Here is a 1,030-nt window from a genome sequence, read left to right on the forward strand (position 1 = left end):
CCCAATACCGTTCAATGGGCTTGCCAAATGCGTGGCCAAGTATCAGGCTAGATTGCATGAAATCTTAATCTGATCAAGAGGCTACGGTGATCGACCTACACCAGGAGACAGCGGCGTTGGCCGCATGGCCAACGCACGAACGCCTGCGGGCGCTGCAACGCATCATCCCGCGCGCCCGAGTCGATGACGCCCTGGCGCAGACCGGTCGCGATCGCACCCACTGTCGGCGCCTACCGGGGTGGTTCATGGTGTGGTTCATGATTGCCCTTGGGTTGTTTTCTCGCGATGCTTATCGCCAGATTTTTCGCTGGTTGCAGGTCTTTCGCCCAGGCGGCATCCCGGGGCGCTCAACGCTGTGCGAGGCGCGCCAGCGTTTGGGGGTGGCGCCGCTGCGCGCGCTGGCCGCACAGGTCGTCGCGTTGCTGGGTCGCCCCGAGACGCCCGGCGCTTTCTACCGCGGCATGCGCACCATGGCCATCGATGGCTTCGTGCTGAATGTGGCTGATACCCCGGCCAACGAGCGTGCCTTCGGGCGCCCCGGCAGTGGCCGCGCGCCCGGGGCCTTTCCGCAGGTGCGGGTGTTGGCCCTGTGCGAGACCGGCAGTCACGTCATGTGGACATGGCTGATCAAGTCGTTGCGCTCGGCGGAAATCACCATGGCGCCAGCCCTGCTGCGCTTCCTGCAGCCGGATATGTTGCTGTTGTGGGATCGGCATTTTCTCACCCACGCCACCGTCAGCGCCGTGCGCGTGCGTCAGGCCCATCTGCTGGCACGCATCACCTCCAATCGCGTCTTCATCCCGATCCAACACTTGCCCGATGGCTCCTACCTCGCCAAGTTGTATCCGAGCGCCGCTGATCGGCGCCGTGATCGTCACGGCTTGCTGGTGCGCCTGATCGAATACACGCTTGATGACCCGCAGCGTCCCGGCAAGGAGGAGCGTCATCGGTTGCTGACCACCCTGCTCGATGCCGAACTGGACCCTGCTCGCACCCTGGTGTGCCTGTACCATGAGCGCTGGGAAGAAGA

1 protein-coding gene is annotated in these 1,030 nt (G+C 64.1%); it reads left to right on the forward strand.

The features are described from left to right. Nucleotides 1-86 precede the first annotated feature (86 nt). On the forward strand, nt 87-1,030 hold a 944-nt coding region (locus CKO42_RS26695), incomplete at its 3' end, for an IS4 family transposase (RefSeq protein ID WP_200252750.1).

It is taken from the genome of Lamprobacter modestohalophilus, from assembly GCF_016583905.1.
GTDB classification, from domain to species: Bacteria; Pseudomonadota; Gammaproteobacteria; order Chromatiales; family Chromatiaceae; genus Lamprobacter; species Lamprobacter modestohalophilus.